This window comes from Siccibacter colletis, assembly GCF_000696575.1.
Lineage (GTDB): Bacteria > Pseudomonadota > Gammaproteobacteria > Enterobacterales > Enterobacteriaceae > Siccibacter > Siccibacter colletis.
Map to the genome: position 1 here is coordinate 161895 of NZ_JMSQ01000006.1, position 14076 is coordinate 175970.

Genomic DNA, 14076 nt, shown 5'->3' on the forward strand with positions numbered 1-14076 from the left:
TCCCTGGCAATGGCTTACTCTGCGCTTTCCGCTTTCTTGCGGGCTTCACGCGCTTCTTTTTCTTTCGCTTTGGCTTCGGCTTTGCGCTTGTTGATCATGTCGTTTCTGATCTGCGCGTGGCTCAGCAGGGCGAATATAAAGGTGCCGCCGCAGATGTTACCGGCCAGCGTCGGCAGGGCGAACGGCCAGATAAACTCGCTCCAGTGCAGGTTGCCGTTGAACACCAGGTAGAAGATCTCCACCGCGCCCACCACGATATGGGTGGTGTCGGCCAGGGCGATAAGCCAGGTCATCAGGATGATTACCCAGATTTTGGCCGCGCCGGCGGACGGGAACATCCATACCATCGTGGCGATAATCCACCCGGAGATGATGGCGTTAGAGAACATCTCCAGCGGCGAGTTCTCCATCACGTCCATACCGATTTTCACAAACGCATCCCGCGTCGCTTCGTCAAATATCGGCATGTACTCAAATGCCCAGGCGGCGACCGCAGTACCAATCAGGTTACCCAGCAGCACCACGCCCCACAGGCGACCCAGCAGCAGCATGTTGGCCCCGGTCGGGTTCTGCATCACCGGCAGCACGGCGGTAACGGTGTTCTCGGTGAACAGCTGCTGGCGCGCCATAATGACGATGATAAATCCGAAGGTGTAACCGAGGTTCTCAATCAGGAATCCGCCCGGCACGCCTTCGAGGTTGACGTGGAAAATCCCTTTTGCCAGCAGCGACGCGCCCATCGACAGCCCGGCGGCGATGGCCGACCAGAGCAGCGCCATCGCGTCGCGCTCCATCTCTTTTTCCCCGTCCTGACGGATGTGTTCGTGGATCGCCATTGCCCTGGAAGGCAGGCGCTCCTCGTCCACCTCAATCTCTTCGCCGCTCTCGTTCTCCTGGCTTTCTACTTCCAGTTCGTCGCTCGTTTTATCAATTTTGTCGTTATCGAGTTTGTCCATGATCTTCCCCGGTTATCGAATTGCTCCGAAATAAGCGTAGCGCGTCAGGGCCATAAGGTATGGAATTGCGGAAGGATTCAGACAAATTTCCTTACGTTATGACAAGCTTTGACGGCACAGGGGCAAACTGCGGCTATGCTCAATACAGACTCGCGCACGGCGTACCCCATCCGCGCGGGAGGCGTAGCGCGACGACGCAGCATAGACAATCGTGCGCTGGCTGTTAAAATCACGTCTCGCCAGCGGCGGAAACACCTTACTCATTAATCAGATACAAGAGGCGTCCCGTCACGGCTGGCACCAGGGCACCTGCGGGTTATTCCGCCATCGCTTGTGCTGAAGGTTTATGCGCCTGTAGCGCACCGGCATTATCCGCATGGGTCATGCGCCTGGTTTGTCAGGCGAAAGGGCATCCTGCCTGAACCTGAAGCGACAGTTATCATTTACAGGGAGACTGCTATGAATTTTCGCCTGACCGGGCTTGCGCTGGCCTGCACAGCGCTTATTGGCTGCGCCAGTTCACCAGATGATCAGGGACGTTCCGACCCGTTTGAAGGGTTCAACCGTACCATGTACAGCTTCAACTATGACGTGCTTGATCCCTACGTGGTGCGCCCCGTCGCGGTGGCCTGGCGCGATTACGTGCCGCAGCCGGCGCGTAACGGCCTGAGCAACTTCACCAGCAACCTTGAAGAGCCAGCGTCGATGGTGAACTACTTCCTGCGCGGCGACCCGTATCAGGGGATGGTGCACTTCACCCGCTTCTTCCTGAATACCCTGCTGGGCATGGGCGGCTTTATTGACGTCGCCGGCATGGCGAACCCGAAACTGCAGCGCGTTGAGCCGCACCGTTTCGGCAGCACGCTCGGGCATTATGATGTTGGCTACGGTCCTTACGTGCAGCTTCCGTTCTATGGCAGCTTTACGCTGCGTGAAGACGGCGGTGATATGGCTGACACGCTCTATCCGGTGCTCTCCTGGCTGACCTGGCCGCTGTCGGTGGGGAAATGGACGGTCGAAGGGCTGGAAACCCGCGCTCAGCTGCTGGATTCCGACGGTCTGCTGCGTCAGTCCTCCGATCCGTACATCCTGGTGCGTGAGGCCTATTTCCAGCGCCACGACTTTATCGCTAACGGCGGGAAGCTACAGCCGAATGAAAACCCCAACGCCCAGGCGATTGAGGGTGACTTAAAAGATATCGATTCGGAATAACCGGCGTTTATTGGTATGTAGGGTGGGTAAGCGAAGCGCACCCACCTTGAGTAACGTTGCGGTGGCGGGTGCGCAGGCTTACCCGCCCTACGAAGCTCAAAAGATATCGATTCGGAATAACTGGCGGGCGCGATGCCATGCCAATAAAAAAGGTGAGCCGAAGCTCACCTTTTTTTATGCGCGGCGTTTATCAGAACGCATAGTTAAAGTTCGCGCCGTACAGCCAGGCTTTACCTTCAGACTTGAAGGTATACGGACCCTCTTCGATGGTCACTTTCTGGCCGTGCATGTAAGACACGCCCAGGTCTACCGATGCATCTTCATTGAAGGCATAGGTGGTACCGGCGCTCAGCCACAGACGGTCCTGATCCGGGATGGAGATGGAGCGTTTGTCAGCCGGAACCGGGCTGTCATCGAAGGCGATACCGGTGCGGAAGGTCCAGTTATCATCCATATAGTAGGTGGTACCCAGCGCGATACGGTACGCGTCGCGGAAGCCTTCTTCTTTCTGGAACAGGGTCTGACCATCGCTGCCTTTCGCTTTCAGCTCCTGGAACTGGCTCCAGCTGGTGTAGGTCAGGCTGTAGTGAACCGCCCACTGCGGTGCAACGCGGTTATAACCTGAGATCTCCCACATTTCCGGCAGGTTCAGGGTCAGAGAACCCGGAATGGTTGCGCCACTGGTCCCGTAGAGATTATATCCTGCCAGGATAGGGTTAAACGCGGCCGGCAGGCTGCTCTTGTAATCGCCATCGAAATCGATTTTCACTTCTGAGCGGTAGGTCAGGCCGTAGCGGTTATCTTTATCCAGCTCGTACAAAATACCGGCGTTCCAGCCGAAGCCCCATTCATCACCTTTCAGGTGAGTAATCTGGGTATCTGCCGGGATCCCTGCCACGGTCGGTGCCAATGGTCCCAGGGATGGATTACTTGCAGCCAGTAATGGCCCCAGGTCACCGGCGTAACGCTCGATCTTCGCCCGTGCATAGACCGCATCAAAGCCCAGACCGAAGCTCCAGTGGTTATCCAGACGGTAAGCACCGCTCAGGTTGAGGTTAACGGTCGTCAGATCGGTTTTACCGGCAACGGAGCCTGCGGTGTAGCTGTTATTAAACTCGGTGGCGAGGCCGTAGTTAGAGGTAACTGACGCGCCCCAGCCAAACTGTTCATTAATAGGTGCAACGAAATGCAGGTTCGGTACCCAGGCGGTCGGCGCAATATTATCGGCGTCGGTGCTGCGGCCTGAAGGAGAAGTACCGGAAATATTCACATCGGGATCAACGAATACCGCACCGCCGGAAAAGGTCGGGCGATCGAACATGGTGATCAGTGCTGGGTTGCGGCTGACGTTGCCGGCATCGTCGGCAATGGCGCCTTCCCCGGAATAGGCACGGCCAAGGCCCGAGGAAGAAAATTCGTTTAGCTGGAAACCTGCTGACCAGGCGTTAGTAGAGACGATTGCCACTGCGACTGCGAGTACAGATTTCACAAACCGGGTTTTCTGGCTCATGACCATGACCTCATACATTATTTTTATTTAAATGTTACGTGACGTAACAGGAGCGCGAGAGTGTAGGGTCTGAGCTACAGCAGAGAAATCAGACCAGTGGCGTGAGTATAGGTCCGACCAGACGGGATGTTGCAAGTATGTTTATAAGTTTTTTCAATTGTGATCTTATAAACGAGATCCCGCTGGCAAAATAACCACCGCTTTGTTTCATCCCACCTGGTTAATTTTGCGCTGGATCATTTTTAACTGTGATATCTGTCACTTAATCCGGGTTTGGCAATTCTCGGCTGGAGTGGCTTTGTGGCGGCGCGTAAAATAACCGACAGTTTATTTACGCACTCCGGTGCACTATTCAGAGGAAATCACGATGAGCAAAAACAGCGCTGATGAAACCCCGGTTTGCTGCTGTATTGATGTCGGCACCATCATGGATAACACCGACTGCACCGCCTCGTACAGCCGCGTCTTCAGCAACCGCGCCGATGCAGAAGCCACGCTGGACGCCCTGAGCGCCAAAGCGCGTGAAGTGGAATCCGAGCCGTGCCAGATTACCCCGCGTTTCAGCGAGGTTGATGGCGGCGTGCAGATGGATATCGATTTTGTCTTTGCCTGTCAGGCAGAAACCATGATCTTCCAGCTCGGTCTGCGTTAATCCCTCCCGCGCCCCGATAACCGGGGCGCAACTGTGTTATCCCTCTCACTTTTCCGCTTCCCCGATTGGCTGGATGTAAAAATCTGGTTAAAACTGTTATCAGGTCAGACCACTTTTTTACATACAAAATTTTACAGGGGAGCGTTATGAGTCAGGCACTTCCGCTGGTTGCCCGTGAGGGCGGCCGCATTGCCATTGTCAGTGGTTTACGCACGCCTTTTGCCCGTCAGGCGACGGCATTTCACGGCGTTCCCGCCGTCGATCTCGGAAAAATGGTGGTTGGCGAACTGCTGGCCCGCAGCGAGATCCCGCCCGAGGTTATCGAACAGCTGGTATTTGGCCAGGTGGTGCAGATGCCCGAAGCACCCAATATCGCCCGTGAGATCGTGCTTGGCACCGGTATGAATGTGCATACCGACGCCTACAGCGTAAGCCGCGCCTGCGCCACCAGCTTTCAGGCGGTCGCCAACGTAGCGGAAAGCCTGATGGCGGGTACCATCCGTGCCGGGATCGCCGGCGGCGCGGACTCCTCCTCGGTATTACCCATTGGCGTCAGTAAAACCCTCGCACGCACGCTGGTGGATGCCAATAAGGCGCGCACCCTGGGGCAGCGCCTGAAGCTGTTCTCGCGGCTGCGGCTGAAAGATCTGCTGCCGGTGCCCCCGGCGGTAGCGGAGTATTCCACCGCGCTGCGCATGGGCGACACCGCGGAACAGATGGCGAAAAGCCACGGCATTTCCCGCGAAGCCCAGGACGCGCTGGCGCACCGCTCCCATCAGCTTGCAGCCCAGGCCTGGCGCGAAGGTAAACTGGCGCAGGAGATGATGACCGCTTACGTTCCGCCGTACCGCGAGCCGCTCAGCCAGGACAACAATATTCGCGAATCTGCCAGCCTGGCGGATTACGCAAAGCTGCGCCCGGCGTTTGACCGCAAGCATGGCACCGTTACCGCCGCAAACAGCACGCCGCTGACCGACGGCGCGGCGGCGGTGATCCTGATGACGGAATCCCGCGCCCGCGAACTGGGCCTGACGCCGCTGGGCTATCTGCGCAGCTATGCCTTTACTGCGGTTGATGTCTGGCAGGATATGCTGCTGGGACCGGCCTGGGCGACGCCGCTGGCGCTGGATCGTGCCGGGTTAACGCTGGGTGACCTGACGCTGTTCGATATGCATGAAGCCTTTGCCGCCCAGACCCTGTCGAACCTGAAAATGCTGGCAAGCGATCGCTTTGCCCGCGAGGTGCTGGGGCGATCCCGGGCCACCGGTGAGGTGGATGACAGCATGTTTAACGTCTCGGGTGGCTCGATTGCTTACGGTCATCCGTTTGCCGCCACCGGCGCGCGCATGATCACCCAGACGCTGCACGAGCTGAAACGCCGCGGCGGCGGCTTCGGTCTGGTCACCGCCTGTGCGGCGGGTGGTCTGGGCGCGGCTATGGTTCTGGAGGTGGAATAATGGAACAGCTAACCGCATTTTCGTTAACGGTTCGCCCGGACAATATCGCCGTCGTGACGATCGATGTGCCGGGGGAGAAGATGAACACCCTGAAAGCGGCGTTCGCCGGTGAAGTTCGCGCTATTCTGAAGCAGATCCTCGCGCACAAGCAGCTGGAAGGAGTGGTGTTTATTTCCGGTAAGCCCGACAGCTTTATCGCCGGGGCCGACATCAACATGATCGCCGACTGCCGCAGCGCGCAGGAAGCGGAAGCCCTGGCGCGCCAGGGGCAGCAGATTATGGGCGACATCCGCGCCCTGACCATACCGGTGGTGGCAGCCATTCACGGTGCCTGCCTCGGCGGCGGGCTGGAGCTGGCGCTGGCCTGTCATCGCCGTATCTGTACCGACGATAAGCGCACCCAGCTTGGCCTGCCGGAAGTGCAGCTCGGCCTGCTGCCCGGCTCGGGCGGCACCCAGCGACTGCCGCGCCTGATTGGTATCAGCACCGCGCTGGAGATGATGCTGACGGCCAAAAGCCTGCGGCCGCGTCAGGCGCTGAAGGCGGGGCTGGTGGATGATGTGGTACCGCCGTCGATATTGCTGGAGGCTGCGGTGGCGCTGGCGAAACAGGGCAAGCCGGGAAGCCGTCGGCTGCCGGTGCGCGAACGCGTGCTCGCCGGGCCGCTGGGCCGCACGGTGCTGTTTTCAATGGCTGAGAAAAAGACGCTAGCGAAAACGCAGGGTAACTACCCGGCGGCGATGCGTATTCTTGAGGTGGTGCGCGTTGGGCTGACCCAGGGAATGCAGAGTGGACTGGCCGCCGAGGCGCGTGCCTTTGGTGAACTGGCCATGACACCGCAGTCAGCCGCGCTGCGTAACATCTTCTTTGCGACCACCGAAATGAAAAAGGAGAGCGGCAGCAGCGCCGCTCCTGCACCGCTTCATGAGATCGGTGTGCTTGGCGGCGGCCTGATGGGCGGCGGCATTGCTTATGTCACGGCGGTAAAAGGCAATCTGCCGGTGCGCATCAGGGACATCAGCGAGAAGGGTATCAACCATGCGCTGAAGTACAGCTGGGATCTGCTTGATAAAAAAGTGCGTCGCCGCCATATCAAACCTCAGGAGCGGGCCAGCCAGCTGGCGCGTATTTCCGGCACCACCGACTACAGCGGCTTTCGCCAGCGCGATGTGGTGATCGAAGCGGTATTTGAGGATCTGGCTCTGAAACAGCAGATGGTCAGCGAGGTGGAGCAGCACGCGGCGCCGCACACTATTTTCGCCTCCAATACCTCTTCGCTGCCTATCGCAGATATCGCCGCCGGGGCACTACGCCCGGAGCAGGTGGTGGGATTACACTACTTCAGCCCGGTGGATAAGATGCCGCTGGTGGAAGTGATCCCCCATGCGCAGACATCGCCGGAAACGGTGGCGACCACCGTCGCGCTGGCGAAGAAGCAGGGTAAAACGCCCATTGTTGTCGGCGACGTGCCGGGCTTCTACGTTAACCGTATCCTGGCGCCGTATATCAATGAAGCGATGCGTTGCCTGATGGAAGGCGAGCGCGTTGAGGCGATTGACCGGGCGCTGGTGAAATTTGGTTTTCCGGTTGGGCCGATTCAGCTGCTCGACGAAGTCGGCATTGATGTCGGCACCAAAATCATTCCCGTGCTGGAGCAGGCGTATGGTAGCCGCTTCAGCGCACCGGATGCCGCGGTCGCGGCAATACTTAAGGACGATCGCAAAGGCAGAAAAAACGGGCGTGGCTTCTATCTTTACCCCGCTAAAGGGCGTACAAGCAAGAAGCAGGTCGACCCTGCCATCTATCCGCTGATTGGCGTAACGCCGGGGCAGCACCTTGCGCCGGAGGCTATCGCCCAGCGCTGCGTGATGATGATGCTCAATGAAGCGGCGCGCTGCCTTGATGAAGGCGTGATCCGCTCAGCGCGCGATGGCGATATCGGCGCGGTGTTCGGCATCGGTTTTCCGCCGTTTTTGGGCGGCCCGTTCCGCTATATGGATAGTCTCGGCGCGGGTGAGGTTGTCGCCATTCTGCAACGTCTGGCAACCACGCACGGGGAGCGTTTTACCCCCTGCGAGGCATTGTTGCGCATGGCCCGGGAGCAGCACAGTTTCTGGCCCCGCACGGCGTAAGTCACGTCGACGGTGGTCCGACAAGGGTTATTCCAGTATTGAGAACGGAACCGCTGGCTGGTCAATTTGTAAACGCTAATTGACTATACTTACAGCATTGAGGTAAAAAACAGCGTTCCATTTGAAGTATGGATAAGGCACAATGCCCGACCGCCAGCTTTCCCGCACAAAAAATGTCCCTTTGTGCCGGTGAACGCGGCGATTCTGGTCAACAAAAGCGGTGCAATATGCAAGTTTTTATTATGCGTCACGGCGACGCAGCACTCGATGCCGCCAGCGATGCGGTTCGTCCTCTCACTCACTGTGGGTGCGATGAATCCCGTCAGATGGCGACCTGGTTAAAAGGTCAGAAGGTGGATATCGAACGCGTTCTGGTGAGTCCTTTCCTGCGCGCCGAACAGACGCTGGGTGTGGTCAGCGAGGTGATGAACCTGCCGGCAACCTCTGACGTTCTGCCGGAGCTGACTCCCTGTGGAGATGTCACGCAAGTAGGTGCTTACCTGCACATGCTGGCAGACGAAGGCGTGAAGTCCGCGCTGGTGATTTCTCACCTGCCGCTGGTGGGGTATCTGGTCTCAGAGCTCTGCCCGGGGGAAGCCCCGCCGATGTTTACCACCTCGGCAATCGCAAATGTGACGCTGGATGCGCACAACCCGTGCGGTGTATTTAACTGGCAGATGAGTCCGTGCAATTTAAAAATGGCGAAAGCGATGTAAGTCGTGGTGCCTGTTCCCTGCTAACAAGAGCCGCTGATGCGGCTCTTGTCGTTTCTGGCGCGGCGCGCAACGACCAGGATGGGTAAGCGCAGCGCACCCACCTTTTATCAGCAGCGCCCTTGTTACGGCAGCACTGGCGGCTGCCACTCTTCCACTTCAATCAGCACCAGCACCGCTGCATCGCCGCCGTACTCTTTCGGCGCCTGATGGAATGCCATCACGTGCGGATGCTGCGCCAGCCAGAGCGGGGTTTGCTGCTTGAGGATGTGTTTGCCGTGCCCGTGCATCACACAGGCGCAAAACACATGCTCGCGGCGACAGGCGGCAATCAGCGCCCCCAGCTCCTGCTTGGCCTGCATCTGGGTTAAGCCGTGCAGATCTAAAAACAGCTCCGGCGAATAGTCGCCGCGTCGCAGCTTCTTCAGCTCGAAGTGGCTGACGTCGTCACGCACGTAGCGCGTTGGCCCCTCGTTATTGAGCAGCGGCTGAAACTCATCGGAGAAATAGTGGCTGGCGTCGGCCTGCTCTTGTATCAGACGTTTTTCCGGCACCTGGGACAGTTTCTTACGTGCCGGACGGTGAACGATGGTGTCGTGGGTGATCTTCCGCGTGTCGCGCATCAGCTCGCGGAACAGCGCCTGATCCTCCTCGTTCAGCGATGGTTTTTTCTTCATCTTTTCGATTTCCTGTCAGGCTAATGCGGGCAGTTTACCTGACGATGGGCGCGGCGCTAAATAAAACGCGCCTTTTCGCCGCCGCGCGCCGCCGTGAATGCTGATTTATCGCTGTCTTCATGGCAAACTACCCGCCGAGTAAAAGCGGAGCGTGCCTGGGGAGGGCCAGTGGATAAAATTTTCGTCGATGAAGCAGTCAATGAGCTGCACACCATTCAGGATATGCTGCGTTGGGCGGTGAGCCGCTTTAGCGCCGCCGGTATCTGGTATGGTCACGGCACCGATAACCCGTGGGACGAGGCGGTCCAGCTGGTACTACCTTCGCTCTGGCTGCCGCTGGATATTCCTGAAGAGATGCGCAATGCGCGTCTGACCTCCAGCGAGCGTCACCGCATCGTTGAGCGCGTGATTCGCCGCGTTAACGAGCGCATTCCGGTGGCCTATCTCACCAATAAAGCCTGGTTCTGCGGCCACGAATTCTACGTCGATGAGCGCGTGCTGGTGCCACGTTCGCCGATTGGCGAGCTGATTAACAACCACTTCGCCGGACTTATCGACCATCAGCCGCAGCACATCCTCGACATGTGTACCGGCAGCGGCTGCATTGCTATCGCCTGTGCTTACGCCTTCCCGGATGCGGAAGTGGACGCGGTGGATATCTCTGCCGATGCGCTGGCGGTGACCGAGCACAACATCGAAGAGCACGGCCTGCTGAATCACGTGACGCCGATCCGCTCCGATCTGTTCCGCGACCTGCCGAAAGTACAGTACGACATCATCGTCACCAATCCGCCGTATGTGGATGCGGATGATATGTCCGATCTGCCGGGCGAGTACCGCCACGAGCCGGAGCTGGGCCTGGCAGCGGGCAGCGATGGTCTCAAGCTGGCGCGTCGCATTCTCGCCTGCGCCCCGGACTACCTGACCGAAAACGGTATCCTGGTGTGCGAAGTGGGCAACAGCATGGTACACATGATGGAGCAGTACCCGGATGTGCCGTTCACCTGGCTTGAGTTTGACAACGGTGGCGACGGCGTCTTCATGCTGACCCGCGACCAGCTCATCGCCGCGCGCGAGCACTTCAGCATCTACAAAGATTAAAATAATAACTCCGGCGGGCTGCGGCCCGCTTCACTACTCCTTGAAAACACAACAACGACAACGGGGCCGTGATGGCAGGAAACAGTATTGGACAATTCTTCCGCGTGACCACTTTCGGTGAGTCGCACGGTCTGGCGCTGGGTTGCATCGTGGATGGCGTACCGCCGGGCATCCCGCTGAGCGAGGCGGATCTGCAGCACGATCTCGACCGCCGCCGCCCTGGCACCTCGCGCTACACCACCCAGCGTCGTGAACCCGACCAGGTAAAAATCCTCTCCGGCGTCTTTGACGGCGTCACCACCGGCACCAGCATTGGTCTGCTGATTGAAAACACCGATCAGCGCTCGCAGGATTACAGCGCCATCAAAGACGTGTTCCGTCCGGGGCATGCCGACTACACCTACGAACAAAAATATGGCCTGCGCGACTATCGCGGCGGTGGACGATCCTCTGCGCGTGAAACGGCGATGCGCGTCGCCGCCGGGGCCATTGCCAAAAAATACCTGGCGCAGAAATTTGGCATTGTCATCCGCGGCTGCCTGACCCAGATGGGCGATATTCCGCTGGCGATCAAAGACTGGGCGCAGGTCGAGCAGAATCCGTTCTTCTGCCCGGACCCGGACAAAATCGAGGCGCTGGACGAGCTGATGCGCGGCCTGAAGAAAGAGGGCGACTCCATCGGCGCGAAAGTGACCGTGGTGGCAGATAACGTTCCGCCGGGTCTCGGTGAGCCGGTCTTCGATCGTCTGGATGCCGATATTGCCCACGCGCTGATGAGCATCAACGCGGTGAAAGGGGTGGAAATCGGTGAAGGTTTCGGTGTGGTTGCCCTGCGCGGTAGCGAAAACCGGGACGAAATCACCGAGGCGGGCTTCCAGAGCAATCATGCCGGCGGCATCCTCGGCGGTATCAGCAGCGGTCAGCAGATTGTGGCGAATATGGCGCTGAAGCCAACCTCCAGCATCATGGTGCCAGGGCGCACTGTAAATCGCGACGGCGAGGCGGTGGAGATGGTGACCCGCGGTCGTCACGATCCCTGCGTCGGTATCCGCGCGGTGCCGATTGCTGAAGCCATGCTGGCCATCGTCCTGATGGATCACCTGCTGCGCCAGCGCGCACAGAACGGCGATGTGGTCAGTTCACTCCCTCGTTGGTAACGCGATGAAAAAAACGCTCGCTCTGCTGCTGGCCCTCGTGGCCGGCAGCGCGGCTCAGGCCGCCACCCCCTGGCAGCAAATCACCCATCCCATCGCCGGCAGCCCGCAGTCCATCGGCAGTTTCTCCAACGGCTGCATTATCGGTGCATCCGCGCTACCGCTTGACGCGGAAAACTATCAGGTGATGCGCACCGACCAGCGCCGCTATTTCGGTCATCCGCATCTGGTGCGTTTTATCGAGCGGATGAGCCAGCAGGTGCGCAGCCAGGGGCTGGGCACCGTGCTGGTGGGCGACATGGGCATGGCCGCCGGCGGGCGCTTCAGCAGCGGTCACGCCAGCCATCAGACCGGGCTGGACGTCGACATCTTCCTGCAACTGCCGCAGACGCGCTGGACCAGCGCTCAGCTACGCAGGCCACAGGCCATCGACCTGGTGGCCGTCAACGGCAAAGGGGTTATTCCGTCATTGTGGAAGCCGGAGATCGGCACGCTGATCAAAACCGCCGCGCAGGACGATGAGGTCACGCGCATCTTCGTGAACCCGGCAATCAAGCAGCAGCTCTGCCTTGAGGCTGGACCGGATCGCGGCTGGCTCAATAAAGTCCGCCCGTGGTTTGCCCATCGCGCCCACATGCACGTGCGCCTGCGCTGCCCGGCTGACAGCCTGGAGTGCCTGGAGCAGGCAGCGCCGCCGCCGGGCGATGGTTGCGGTGCAGAATTGCAGAGCTGGTTCCTGCCACCGCCGCCGGGCAGCAAAGCTCCGACGAAATCTACGCCGCCACCGCCGCCGCCGTCATGCCAGGCGCTGCTCGATAAGCATCTGCTTTAAGGAAGAGTAATGGAATGGTTTATGGTCTCCCCGCTGATGCTGGCCGCGCTGTTTTTCGTCGCGGTGCTGGCGGGTTTTATTGATGCTCTGGCGGGTGGGGGCGGCTTGCTTACCGTCCCTGCGCTGCTGGCGGCGGGGATGTCACCGGCCCAGGCGCTGGCCACCAACAAGCTTCAGGCCTGCGGCGGCTCGTTTTCGGCCTCGCTCTATTTTATCCGCCGCAAGGTGGTGAATCTCGCCGATCAGAAGCTCAATATTCTGATGACCTTTATCGGCTCGACCAGCGGCGCGCTGCTGGTGCAGCATGTTAATTCAGATCTGCTGCGCCAGATCCTGCCGATTCTGGTGATCGCCATTGGCCTCTACTTCCTGCTGATGCCGAAGCTGGGCGAGGAGGATCGCCACCGCCGCCTGTACGGCCTGCCGTTCGCGCTGGTGGCCGGGGGCTGCGTCGGTTTCTACGATGGCTTTTTCGGGCCGGGCGCCGGATCGTTTTATGCGCTGGCGTTCGTCACGCTGTGCGGCTATAACCTGGCAAAGTCCACTGCCCACGCGAAGGTACTGAATGCCACCTCCAACTTCGGCGGCCTGCTGCTGTTTATCATCGGCGGCAAAGTGGTCTGGGGCACCGGGCTGGTAATGCTGGTCGGCCAGTTCTGCGGCGCGCGCCTCGGATCGCGGCTGGTATTGAGTAAAGGACAGACGCTGATCCGTCCGATGATCGTTATCGTCTCGGCGGTAATGAGCGCCAAACTTTTATATGACAGCCATGGACAGGAAATCCTAAACTGGCTGGGGATGAATGGATAAATGACACACCGCTATCAGGACCTGATCGACATTTTCGACGGCTGCTTTGCCGGCGATTTTAATACCCGTCTGATTAAAGGCGACGACGAACCGATCTATCTTCCTGCTGATGAGCAGGCGCCTTATCACCGGATCGTCTTTGCGCACGGCTTTTACGCCAGCGGCATGCACGAGATCTCCCACTGGTGTATCGCCGGGGCAGCCCGGCGCGAGCTGGTTGATTTTGGCTACTGGTACTGCCCGGATGGCCGCGATGCGGCAACTCAGGGGCAGTTTGAAGATGTGGAAGTAAAACCCCAGGCGCTGGAGTGGATGTTCTGCGTGGCGGCGGGCTTCCCGTTTAACGTCAGCTGCGACAATCTGGAAGGTGACGTTGAGCCGGATCGCATTGCATTTCAGCGCCGCGTCCACGCCCAGGTGATGACGTGGCTGGAGCACGGCATTCCGCCGCGCCCGACCCGTTTTATTGCCGCCCTGCAGGTTTATTACAATACGCCGCCCCTGACGGCGGACCAGTTTCCATGGCCGGAAGATCTCTGATGCGGCCATGTCATTTGAATGAGGAAAGAAGATGATCGCGGAATTTGAAGCACGCATTCTGGCGTTAATTGACGATATGGTGGAGCACGCCAGTGATGATGAGTTGTTTGCCAGCGGTTATCTGCGCGGCCATCTCACGCTCGCGGTGGCTGAACTGGAGGCCGGCGACGATCACTCTCCGCGCGCGGTGCACGCCAAAGTGACCTCCAGCCTGGAGAAAGCCATTCACGCCGGTGAGCTGTCACCGCGCGATCAGGCGCTGGTTGTCGGCATGTGGGAAAACCTGTTCCAGCAGGCCACGCTGCGTTAAGTCAGACCCCCTGTCGCCTG

Annotated in this window: 14 protein-coding genes; 11 read left to right on the plus strand and 3 right to left on the minus strand. The window is 59.2% G+C overall.

Features of this window, described 5'->3' with window-relative positions; genetic code table 11:
- Nucleotides 1–14 precede the first annotated feature (14 nt).
- Complete coding sequence (locus ET34_RS0106465) at nt 15–956, minus strand: formate/nitrite transporter family protein (RefSeq protein ID WP_031520489.1); 942 nt, start codon at nt 954–956, stop codon at nt 15–17.
- A gap of 459 nt (nt 957–1415) precedes the next feature.
- Between ET34_RS0106465 and mlaA the strand changes: the two genes are divergently transcribed.
- Nucleotides 1416–2168 (plus strand): phospholipid-binding lipoprotein MlaA, encoded by a 753-nt coding sequence (gene mlaA, locus ET34_RS0106470; RefSeq protein WP_031520491.1) that lies wholly within the window; start codon nt 1416–1418, stop codon nt 2166–2168.
- Between the two features lie 190 nt (nt 2169–2358).
- Here the strand turns inward: mlaA and fadL are convergent, their stop codons facing one another.
- Nucleotides 2359–3678: a long-chain fatty acid transporter FadL gene (gene fadL / locus ET34_RS0106475; protein WP_031520493.1), complete on the minus strand. Its 1320-nt coding sequence runs from the start codon at nt 3676–3678 to the stop codon at nt 2359–2361.
- Nucleotides 3679–4045: 367 nt separating this feature from the next.
- Between fadL and ET34_RS0106480 the strand changes: the two genes are divergently transcribed.
- From ET34_RS0106480 to sixA, 4 genes are all read left to right on the plus strand, one after another.
- Entirely contained in the window at nt 4046–4330 is a 285-nt protein-coding gene (locus ET34_RS0106480; RefSeq protein ID WP_031520495.1) for a YfcZ/YiiS family protein, read from the plus strand.
- Nucleotides 4331–4476: 146 nt separating this feature from the next.
- A complete protein-coding gene (gene fadI / locus ET34_RS0106485; protein WP_031520496.1) occupies nt 4477–5787 on the plus strand; it encodes an acetyl-CoA C-acyltransferase FadI in 1311 nt (436 codons plus the stop codon).
- Entirely contained in the window at nt 5787–7919 is a 2133-nt protein-coding gene (gene fadJ / locus ET34_RS0106490; RefSeq protein ID WP_031520498.1) for a fatty acid oxidation complex subunit alpha FadJ, read from the plus strand. The genes fadI and fadJ overlap by 1 nt, the downstream gene beginning before the upstream one ends.
- A gap of 227 nt (nt 7920–8146) precedes the next feature.
- Nucleotides 8147–8635 carry a phosphohistidine phosphatase SixA gene (sixA, locus tag ET34_RS0106495; RefSeq protein ID WP_031520500.1) on the plus strand — a complete coding sequence of 163 codons (489 nt, stop codon included), beginning with the start codon at nt 8147–8149 and terminating at the stop codon, nt 8633–8635.
- Nucleotides 8636–8757: 122 nt separating this feature from the next.
- On the opposite strand, the gene smrB is transcribed toward sixA, so the two are convergent.
- Entirely contained in the window at nt 8758–9309 is a 552-nt protein-coding gene (gene smrB / locus ET34_RS0106500; protein ID WP_031520501.1) for an endonuclease SmrB, read from the minus strand.
- Nucleotides 9310–9477: 168 nt separating this feature from the next.
- Here smrB and prmB point away from each other — a divergent pair, with 168 nt between their 5' ends.
- The 6 genes from prmB (at nt 9478) to ET34_RS0106530 (ending at nt 14056) form a co-directional block, all read left to right on the plus strand.
- Nucleotides 9478–10410: a 50S ribosomal protein L3 N(5)-glutamine methyltransferase gene (gene prmB / locus ET34_RS0106505; RefSeq protein ID WP_031520503.1), complete on the plus strand. Its 933-nt coding sequence runs from the start codon at nt 9478–9480 to the stop codon at nt 10408–10410.
- A 71-nt stretch (nt 10411–10481) separates the two neighbouring features.
- On the plus strand, nt 10482–11567 hold the full coding sequence (aroC, locus tag ET34_RS0106510) for a chorismate synthase (protein ID WP_031520504.1): 1086 nt from the start codon (nt 10482–10484) through the stop codon (nt 11565–11567).
- A gap of 4 nt (nt 11568–11571) precedes the next feature.
- Nucleotides 11572–12396 carry a penicillin-insensitive murein endopeptidase gene (gene mepA / locus ET34_RS0106515; RefSeq protein ID WP_031520506.1) on the plus strand — a complete coding sequence of 275 codons (825 nt, stop codon included), beginning with the start codon at nt 11572–11574 and terminating at the stop codon, nt 12394–12396.
- A gap of 9 nt (nt 12397–12405) precedes the next feature.
- Entirely contained in the window at nt 12406–13206 is an 801-nt protein-coding gene (locus ET34_RS0106520; RefSeq protein ID WP_031520508.1) for a sulfite exporter TauE/SafE family protein, read from the plus strand.
- Nucleotides 13207–13746, plus strand: a complete 540-nt coding sequence (locus tag ET34_RS0106525) for an elongation factor P hydroxylase (protein ID WP_031520510.1) — start codon at nt 13207–13209, stop codon at nt 13744–13746.
- Nucleotides 13747–13777: 31 nt separating this feature from the next.
- Nucleotides 13778–14056 (plus strand): YfcL family protein, encoded by a 279-nt coding sequence (locus ET34_RS0106530; RefSeq protein WP_031520511.1) that lies wholly within the window; start codon nt 13778–13780, stop codon nt 14054–14056.
- The last annotated feature ends 20 nt before the right edge of the window (nt 14057–14076 follow it).

Excerpts from the sequence above, each read along its gene's own strand:
- sixA (WP_031520500.1), top strand. The coding sequence starts at position 8,147 with ATGCAAGTTTTTATTATGCGTCACGGCGACGCAGCACTCGATGCCGCC.
- smrB (WP_031520501.1), bottom strand. The coding sequence starts at position 9,309 with ATGAAGAAAAAACCATCGCTGAACGAGGAGGATCAGGCGCTGTTCCGC.
- ET34_RS0106525 (WP_031520510.1), top strand. The coding sequence starts at position 13,207 with ATGACACACCGCTATCAGGACCTGATCGACATTTTCGACGGCTGCTTT.
- ET34_RS0106520 (WP_031520508.1), top strand. The coding sequence starts at position 12,406 with ATGGAATGGTTTATGGTCTCCCCGCTGATGCTGGCCGCGCTGTTTTTC.
- mlaA (WP_031520491.1), top strand. The coding sequence starts at position 1,416 with ATGAATTTTCGCCTGACCGGGCTTGCGCTGGCCTGCACAGCGCTTATT.
- fadJ (WP_031520498.1), top strand. The coding sequence starts at position 5,787 with ATGGAACAGCTAACCGCATTTTCGTTAACGGTTCGCCCGGACAATATC.
- ET34_RS0106530 (WP_031520511.1), top strand. The coding sequence starts at position 13,778 with ATGATCGCGGAATTTGAAGCACGCATTCTGGCGTTAATTGACGATATG.
- ET34_RS0106480 (WP_031520495.1), top strand. The coding sequence starts at position 4,046 with ATGAGCAAAAACAGCGCTGATGAAACCCCGGTTTGCTGCTGTATTGAT.
- mepA (WP_031520506.1), top strand. The coding sequence starts at position 11,572 with ATGAAAAAAACGCTCGCTCTGCTGCTGGCCCTCGTGGCCGGCAGCGCG.
- fadL (WP_031520493.1), bottom strand. The coding sequence starts at position 3,678 with ATGAGCCAGAAAACCCGGTTTGTGAAATCTGTACTCGCAGTCGCAGTG.
- ET34_RS0106465 (WP_031520489.1), bottom strand. The coding sequence starts at position 956 with ATGGACAAACTCGATAACGACAAAATTGATAAAACGAGCGACGAACTG.
- fadI (WP_031520496.1), top strand. The coding sequence starts at position 4,477 with ATGAGTCAGGCACTTCCGCTGGTTGCCCGTGAGGGCGGCCGCATTGCC.
- aroC (WP_031520504.1), top strand. The coding sequence starts at position 10,482 with ATGGCAGGAAACAGTATTGGACAATTCTTCCGCGTGACCACTTTCGGT.